Source organism: Phytobacter sp. V69, assembly GCF_965644215.1.
GTDB lineage: Bacteria > Pseudomonadota > Gammaproteobacteria > Enterobacterales > Enterobacteriaceae > Phytobacter.
This window is the reverse complement of record NZ_CBFFRL010000199.1, coordinates 1-8110: the sequence shown is the minus strand read 5'-3', so window position 1 is coordinate 8110 and position 8110 is coordinate 1. Positions and strand designations below refer to the sequence as shown.

Sequence of the window (8110 nt, the reverse complement as noted above, 5' to 3'; positions counted from 1 at the left end):
TTTATTATCGAGTTCGGTGACCGCCTGGACGGTCACTTCTGAGAAAAGGCATTTACACAGAATCGTGTACAGGGTCCAATGGCTTTCTCAAACTGCACCACCGCACGGGCGCGATCGCCCTTCTGGGAATAGGCCTGCCCCAGCGCCCCGACGGCCTCGCTGTCCTGATGGTTTTTGCTTACCGCATCCTGCAATGCGCCAATGGCCGTGCCGCCTTTTCCGGCTTCTACCGCCGCCAGGCCGCTGGCGCGTTCACGAAATGCCGGGTCAGCCAACTGTTTCTGCTGCGCATCCAGTTGCTGGCGCGCCGTTACGACCGTATCGCCTTCACTGAACACGCTCAGAAAGCGCTTGAGGGCCGCCACGCTGCTTTCGCTAACGATCATGCCCTGAATCTGCTGATACCAAAGGGTTGCGGCCGCATCGCGCTCGGTGTTGTTTTTCGCCATCTTCTCAAGAACCGCATACCCTTCTTCGGTACGTCCATCGGCGATCAACATCCGCGCCAGTGTGCTTTGCAAATCGGCGTTCCCCGGATTTCGGTCATTCAGGGCTTTAAGCTGATTTACCGCTTCGGTATGCCGCGCCGGGATTTTCGCCACCTGCGTCCAGTATTCCGCCGCCAGATCGCCTTCCGGCGCATTGCCGTTAAACATCTTCTCGTACGCGGCCACCGCTTCCTGCGGGTGACCCGTTGTCGCCTGCAAACGCGCTTGCTGTAAGGCCTGACGTCCTTCGGGAGTCGACAGCGTCATTGCCATGCGCGACGCTTTGGTGGCGCTGGCATCCGGGGCAAGGGAGTTCAGCCGATCCATCTGTTTTTGCGCCCCGGCATTATCGCCCTGGCGCAGCAAATAGCGCAGGCGCGCGGCGATCACGTCCGGATCGTCAGGGGCCATTAACTCAAGGCGATAGAGCGACTGGCGCACCAGATCCTCACGTTTGGTGGTTTCCCCCAGGCGCACCTGTTCAAGCAGCTGTTGTTGCGCGGTCGGTGCCGCATGCGCGAAAGGCATCGCGGAGATGCCGAGCGTGAAAGACAATAAACTTAATGAGAACTTGCGCATTGCTGGCCCCAGTCTGGTTGTAACTCACCGCGAGGGGTGAAGCGAAAACGGTGCTCGTCCCAACCTTGTCCAAAAAGGGTCAGAACATAACTGTAATACGCGTCTTTGCCGGGGAAGTTATCCGCCACCCGCTGACGCTGCGCCGCCTGAGCATCACGATCCTGTAAAAACGGCAGAAGTACCGCAGAGAAACCCACAGGGCCGTTACCCTGCACCTTGCCGGTCGCCACGTCGACTTTCTCTGGCGGCACACCATTTTTCGCCGTCATTGTTTCCATAGGCTTGAGGCGCGCCAGCATGCGCGCCTTTTGCGGGTCACTGTCATGCATCATGCCTACCCATGCATACACGCGAATCGCATCGTAACTGCTGATAAGTGATTTATCGGATTTCAGCTGCCAGCCCTTATTTTTTTGATAACGCACCCAGTCAGGCGAGAACCCCTTCGGTGCGGTTTCCATAATCAAACGTCGGTTGGTCTCGCGCAGCGTCGTCCAGGGCACACCGTAACGGGTAAAGTACTGCGCCAGTTGCGGCGGCAAATAGCTGGGATTGAAGCGCCAGGCGTCTTTGTCGGCAAAACCGACTTTCCCGGGCAGCAGCATAGAGCCAAGGCCGGGCACGGTAGTGACCTCTTCTTTGGCGATACGCGCGAGCAGCGCTTTGCCGGTCGCGGTGTACTCAGGCATGTTCCACAGCCGCCCGGCTTCCAGCAGCGACCAGGCTATCCAGATATCTCCATCCGACGCGGAGTTGGTATCCAGTACCGTCCACTCAGTTTCGTTTTTCCGCCCCCACAGCCAGGCAGGCAGCCGCGCGCGTAAATCACCTTCCGCCAGATTGTTTTGCGTCCAGTCCAGCAGGGTTTTAAAGGTGACGCGATCGTTCGCCGCCAGGGCAAAGAACAGGGCGTAACTTTGCCCCTCGGAAGTGGTTATCTGGCGGGCATCACTTGGGTCAATGACTCGCCCGCCATCGCTGATATAGTCCTGTTTAAAGCGATCCCACGCGGGCCAGCTACAGGCGGCGCTAACCTGCGCCGCCGACAGCCTAAGCGCCGCCATGACCACCCAGCGTAGCGCTTTCATCACCGCTTACTCGTGATCGGAGTCGAGACGGCGGCGGCTAATAATACGCAGCAGACGCCACAGTACCCACGCCAGCAACACCACGCTCACCGCAGCCAGAATCGCCAGCAGCACCGGATGGTTAGCCAGTGCATACCAGATACGTTCAAACCACGGCAGATGACCAACGTAGTAGATATCGCCGACACGCAAGCCGTTTACGCCCGATTCACGAATCACCGACACGGAGCCGAAAATCGAGGCCCGCTTGCCGCTGTCGTTCATCGCGCCGTTTAACAGCTCATAACCGCGCGGGCTGTCCGCCAGCAGCGCAACCACGCTACGCTGATCGTTATACGGCGACTGGAAGCCGATAATGGCCGCCATCGGACCGCTGGACGAAACAGACGTCTGCGCATCAGGCTGACGGTCAGTATCATCCGGCACGACACCCGGGAATGGTGTCTGACGCAGCGGGGTTCTCACCCAGCTTTACGCCGCGTGGACCAGCAGGTCGATACGCTTGTCGTCTTTCAGTTTTTCCGGGATAGAGCCGATGATCATGATGTCGGCATCTTTGCCCTGAATCTGCGTACCGTCATCGGTCAACGTCATGTTGATGGCCGGGAAACCCGTTTGCGAGCCTACGGTACCCATTGAGTCCAGCAGCGTAGTCAGCTGCCCTTCTGTCGGGGTGGGCGGCACAACAATAATCGTATCGGACAGGTCCGCCATGCGGGTGAACGGGAAGCCCGCGTTGGCAAACGCGCGCAGGTCCGGCATCGCCAGGAAGTGGTAATACTGCGAGAAGTCGATAGTGGAATCATCACCAATCACCACGCGGTTCTGCACCGGCTGGAAGGTGACGCAGTTGTCGATGGTACCGCCCGGCATCGGGTTCATGTACTGGAAGTCAAAGCGCAGTTGGTTCACCGCACCCAGCTTCAGCGCCGGAATCGAGACATCGGTTTTGCCATCCAGCAGGCCCTGCAAGACCGGCAGGCGCAGCAGCAGGCGGTTGGTATCCTGATTGCTGACCAGGTTGAAATATTGCAGAAACTGGTTGTTCAGGCTGATATCCATGCGCGAGTTGTCTTTGGTCGGCGGCGCGGTATAGCGATAGTTAAGGTGCATATCGATACCGTTACTGCGCAGCAGATAAAGGTCCGGCGGCAGGTTCAACGCGACATTGATCGACGCTGGTTCCAGCCCGGTGGACTGTAACTGCTCTTCATAGGTTTTCAGCTCACCAAAGGTTACCGCACGGTCTGTCCGCACCCAGTTCGGCGCATCATACGGTTTACGCGCCAGCAGCGGTTTCACCTCATCAACGGTGACGCTGCTGCCACGGAACAGCACGTTACCCTGCGCAATGCCTTTTGCCGCCTGCAACAGATCTTTATCATCACGCCCGAAGACCACCAGCAGCTTCACGTACGGATTGTTTGGATGGCTCATCATGGTGATGGTCGGCGCTTTCACCGCCGGGGCATCACGCAGGAAATCCGGACGTTTGTCGTTGGTGGCGAAGATGATCGCGTTACGATCCGGCAGGCCGTTATACATGACCGGGAAGTTCTGCCCGCGCCAGCCGGTACGGGAACCAAACCAGGAAGCAATCACCGCCGCCGCCTGCTGTTCAACCAGATCCGGCGCGCCCGCAAAGACCATCGGCAGCGTTAACGGACGGGTGTCACGCGGATCGAAGAACGGAATCGGGAAGTGCGACAGGTCGTTTTGCACCTCCAGCGTCTGGTAAGAGAGCTCCAGCGAGCTGCTGCGACCAATGTCCATCCACAGAGTGGTGCTGGCCGGGTTTTCACAGACATCGCGGTAATGACCGACAAACTCCAGCCGCACGCGGTTGAAGTCGGTGATGTACAGCGGGTCAATAGGCACCTGAGCCAGCGTCTTTTTACCCAACTGCTCTTTGGTGACCGGCAGCACACCCATTAGCTCGTCGTTCAGGTAGACCTTCAGCTGCGACTGTATCGGCAGCAGCGACGGTGACGGCGTGTACTCGAGGTTCAGCATCGCCTTCGACACCACTTCATCGCTGCGCGTGCCAAACTCAATGCCGTTGTTAGGGTTGATACCGCGCAGCACCATGCTGCCTGGCGGTGGCGCGATCTCGGCAAACGTCAGTTTTACGTCACGCGACGGCGCATTATCCGCGACGATAGGCGCATTTGCCCGCACCACGCCCGGCATCACCTGCCCCACGGTCGGGCTTGCGGTCGGCGGTGCCGGGTCCGTTTGCCCTTTGGTCGGGGTGGTCGGCACCAGGTTTTCCGATTGTGTCGGCGCAGGCGTCGCTACCGGCTGGGTCGCAGGCGCGACGGCAGGCACGGTGGGGGCCGCTTGCGTTGCCGGGTCACCGGGTGCCGCATACGTCATCAGGGAAGGTAAAGCGCTCATTCCCACAGCCACTGCACAAATCCAGGAAAGTTTTCTTTTCATCGCGTTTTCATCATTGTTGAGCCAATCACGTCACGGGTTGCGGTATTACCGCTTCCCGTTCGGGACGACGCGGTATAAACGACACAATCCAGGCAACCAGTGCGGTTAGCGACCGGAAAATCATTTTCACAGACGATGGAGCAAATTCCGCGAGATGGCGATAACCACGGAAGCCCAATTTTAAAATATCCATCAAGCTTTCCAGTGGCTTATCTTCCGGGAAGCTGTCCTGCCACAACGCCCATGTATCAGCACGGGCAAACGTACACTGCACAAAATCGATATGCTGTTTGGTGGAAAGCGGCATCAGTTGCAGCCCCACTTCATTGCCAGACACGCGCACCACCATCGTCGGGAAGACATACTCTTGCTGGCCGCGTTTTAACAACAGGCTGACTTTCTGCCCTTCCAGCACCTGCGACTGGCCGTTGATTTTGATCCCCAGACCGCCGTCGGAAAAGTCATGCACGGTACAGGAGAACAGGTGGCCGTCTTCGCGGGCGATAGCCGCAGGCATAGAGATCTCCACACGGTGCGCACGACGAACCTGTTTGCTTTCCACCGACACCGCCACCGCGCCGCCAAGGATAATCAGGTTGTAGAACACCCATGCGATACTGACGAACACCGTCAAAATCTCATTTTGCGGGCCGTAGAAGTAACGCCAGATCCCCACCAGCACGCCGACGATATTCAGCAATACAAGGTAGATATAGGGCCGGGAGATGACCCAGTCGACATACTCTTCTTCGACCAGCCCCCCTTTTGCCGTTACGTTGAACTTGCCTTTGTGCGGGTTAAACAGCGCCACCAGCGTTGGCGGCGCGATGTACCACGCCAGCACGGTTTCATAGATTTCACTCCAGAACGAATGGCGATATTTGCCCTGAATTTTGGAGTTAGTCAGGCTGGCGTGAATCATGTGTGGCAGAACAAACAGCGCAATCATGATGGCCGGGGCATAGATGATGTAGGCATGCAGCAGCAGGAACGCCAGCGGCGCGGTGAGGAACACCAGCCGTGGAATCCCGGAGAGGAAGTGCAGCATGGCGTTGACGTAACACAGGCGCTGCGCCAGTTTCAGCCCTTTGCCGAACAGCGGGTTATCGAGACGGAAAATCTGAATCATGCCGCGCGCCCAGCGAATACGCTGACCAATGTGCGCCGACAGACTCTCCGTGGCCAGGCCAGCGGCCTGTGGAATACGCATATAGGCCGAGGTGTGGCCTCGGCGGTGCAGGCGCAGGGAGGTATGGGCATCTTCGGTCACGGTTTCCACCGCGATACCGCCAATCTCATCCAGCGGGCCACGACGAATCACCGCACAGGAGCCGCAGAAGAAGGTGGCATCCCACATGTCGTTGCCGTCCTGAACCAGCCCGTAGAACAGCGTCCCTTCGTTTGGGGTTTTACGAAAACGCCCCAGGTTACGTTCGAACGGGTCCGGCGAGAAGAAGTGGTGCGGCGTCTGCATCATCGCCAGATCCTTCTCTTTGATAAACCAGCCCATGGTCATCTGCAGGAAGGAGCGCGTCGGGACGTGGTCGCAGTCAAAAATAGAGACGAAGTCGCCTTTAGCATATTTCAGCGCGTTATTGATGTTCCCGGCTTTCGCGTGCTCATGGGTGGTACGGGCGATGTACTCCACCCCGACGGTCTGGGCGAACTGGCGAAACTCCTCGCGACCACCGTCATCAAGGATCCAGATTTTGAGCTTATCTTTCGGCCAGTCGATGCCCAGCGCCGCATAGATGGTGTTTTTCACCACGTTCAAATCTTCGTTATAGGTCGGCACAAAAAGATCGACCGACGGCCACAGGGCCATGTCTTTCGGCAACGGCACCAGCTGGCGATTAAGCGGCCAGACGACCTGGAAATAACCGAGGATCAGGACAATCCACGCGTAGGTTTCAGCAAACAACAGGACAAGGCCGCACACCAGACTTACCGGGTCGTCCCAGTTCAGGGTCGAGGTGTAACGCCACCAGATATAGCGACAGGAAACGGTCAATGACAGGACGATCAGCATCAGCGCCGAGAAACGCCCCGGAATTCGGCGCACCAGCAGGGCCACGCCCCACAGCAGCAGGAAGATAAACTGCGACAGCGGATTAAACGGTTGGGTAATACACAAGATCGCCAGAATCAGTGAGAAGACGATGATGATACCCAGAATAAAACGCCGCGCCCCCCGGCTGATATGTCCCAGCTCTTTGTGGTTATCAAGGTGGCTGGTCTGATCAGACACGCGGGTGGGCAGCGAGTCCAGCCAGCTGTGGTAACGGTCGCGTAGCTTATGGGCGCGGGCAAAGCGTGAGGGTTTCGCCACCTGTCCTGCCACATGCTGCGGCAGGGTGGCCAGCAGCCAGAGGGTTTGCAACAGGTAACGCGCCGGGTCGAGCGGGCGCGGTTTGTTCGGGTTAATGTGCGGAAAGAGATCCTGATGCTGCTCACTCACTCGCTGCCAGTTGGCATTTTCCAGCGGCAGAAACATCCATGCCAGCGCCGCCCAGAAACAGCCACATGCCGCCCTGAACCCCGACGCCTTATTGCGGCGATAAAAATGGTAACGCTCGCTTAAGCGAGCATATACCGGGGGGATCAGAAACCAGGCAGCCAGACGACTCATTCAAGCACCCTCGCGCTTTGCACCTCAGGGTCTCGGGTACCCGAGCAGTGCAACAGGCACCAGTTTGCCAGTGTCAGAATTTCCTCCGCCGCCAGCGAATCACCACGGTATTCCCCCAGCGGCTGCTTCGCCGCCAGGCACTCCACCACCGCTTCATCACGGTGAATGAGGATCGGCATCAGGTTGCGCTGACTCTGCAGCCACACCTGATAGAGGTCGTCCTGCAATTGGCTGCCAATGCGTAAGTCGTTAATCAGAATACGCGCGCCGGTCGGCAACCGCTGCTGATGCAGACGTACGTGGCAGTTGGTATCGGGTTTCACCACCGCCAGCGTGTGGTCGCAGTATTCAAGAAACTGGCGCGTCAGCGGCGAATGGCCGTGCGGTAAATCGAGCAGCACCCACTGATAGCGTTTCTGGGTTTTCAGCGCCTGCAACACTGCCGTTAGCTCGCCGAGCGGTTCATGTAACAGGTGCAGGTTTTCCCATTCGGCAGCGGTCAGGCGGCCAAAAGGGAGGATGTCGATGCTGGAGGTGTAGCGCAGGCCCGCGTCGCGCCAGTCTTTACCGTCAAGAACCGCGCGCGCCCAGCCGTCGGAATGGTCGAAATCCACGTTGAATGACAGGCGCAGGAGATTATCGGGGCAGGCGTCAATGACGAGGACTGACTCCCCTAAAAGTTGTAATGCCCAGCCGAGCGCCGCGGTAATCGATGTGGTGCCCACACCGCCACGTACCCCTTGTAACCCCAATACAGCCATCCACGGCTTCCTTATTGTTGACGAGCAAACTCTGCCAGCAAGGGCCAACGCTTAAGGAAGGTGCGATTTAATCGTCAATTATGAGAACATAACCCTTTCTTTGACATAGACTTTTCACGATGCCCG

General features: G+C 58.1%; 3 protein-coding genes and 2 pseudogenes. All 5 read right to left on the bottom strand.

Features of this window, described 5'->3' with window-relative positions:
- Nucleotides 1–77: 77 nt before the first annotated feature.
- Nucleotides 78–1067: pseudogene (locus ACSZPU_RS20940) on the bottom strand (tetratricopeptide repeat protein); the annotation flags it as partial.
- Nucleotides 1049–2155 (bottom strand): cellulose synthase complex periplasmic endoglucanase BcsZ, encoded by a 1107-nt coding sequence (bcsZ, locus tag ACSZPU_RS20935; RefSeq protein WP_499002798.1) that lies wholly within the window; start codon nt 2153–2155, stop codon nt 1049–1051. The pseudogene ACSZPU_RS20940 and the gene bcsZ, both read right to left, overlap by 19 nt.
- Before the next feature lie 6 nt (nt 2156–2161).
- Nucleotides 2162–4594: pseudogene (bcsB, locus tag ACSZPU_RS20930) on the bottom strand (cellulose biosynthesis cyclic di-GMP-binding regulatory protein BcsB).
- A 25-nt stretch (nt 4595–4619) separates the two neighbouring features.
- Nucleotides 4620–7223, bottom strand: coding sequence for a UDP-forming cellulose synthase catalytic subunit (gene bcsA / locus ACSZPU_RS20925; protein WP_499002796.1), 2604 nt, complete (start codon nt 7221–7223; stop codon nt 4620–4622).
- On the bottom strand, nt 7220–7984 hold the full coding sequence (bcsQ, locus tag ACSZPU_RS20920; RefSeq protein ID WP_499002794.1) for a cellulose biosynthesis protein BcsQ: 765 nt from the start codon (nt 7982–7984) through the stop codon (nt 7220–7222). The genes bcsA and bcsQ overlap by 4 nt, the downstream gene beginning before the upstream one ends.
- Nucleotides 7985–8110: the final 126 nt, after the last annotated feature.

Bases quoted from the DNA above. Each gene is read 5' to 3' on its own strand.
- bcsZ (WP_499002798.1), bottom strand. From the start codon at position 2,155: ATGAAAGCGCTACGCTGGGTGGTCATGGCGGCGCTTAGGCTGTCGGCG.
- bcsA (WP_499002796.1), bottom strand. From the start codon at position 7,223: ATGAGTCGTCTGGCTGCCTGGTTTCTGATCCCCCCGGTATATGCTCGC.
- bcsQ (WP_499002794.1), bottom strand. From the start codon at position 7,984: ATGGCTGTATTGGGGTTACAAGGGGTACGTGGCGGTGTGGGCACCACA.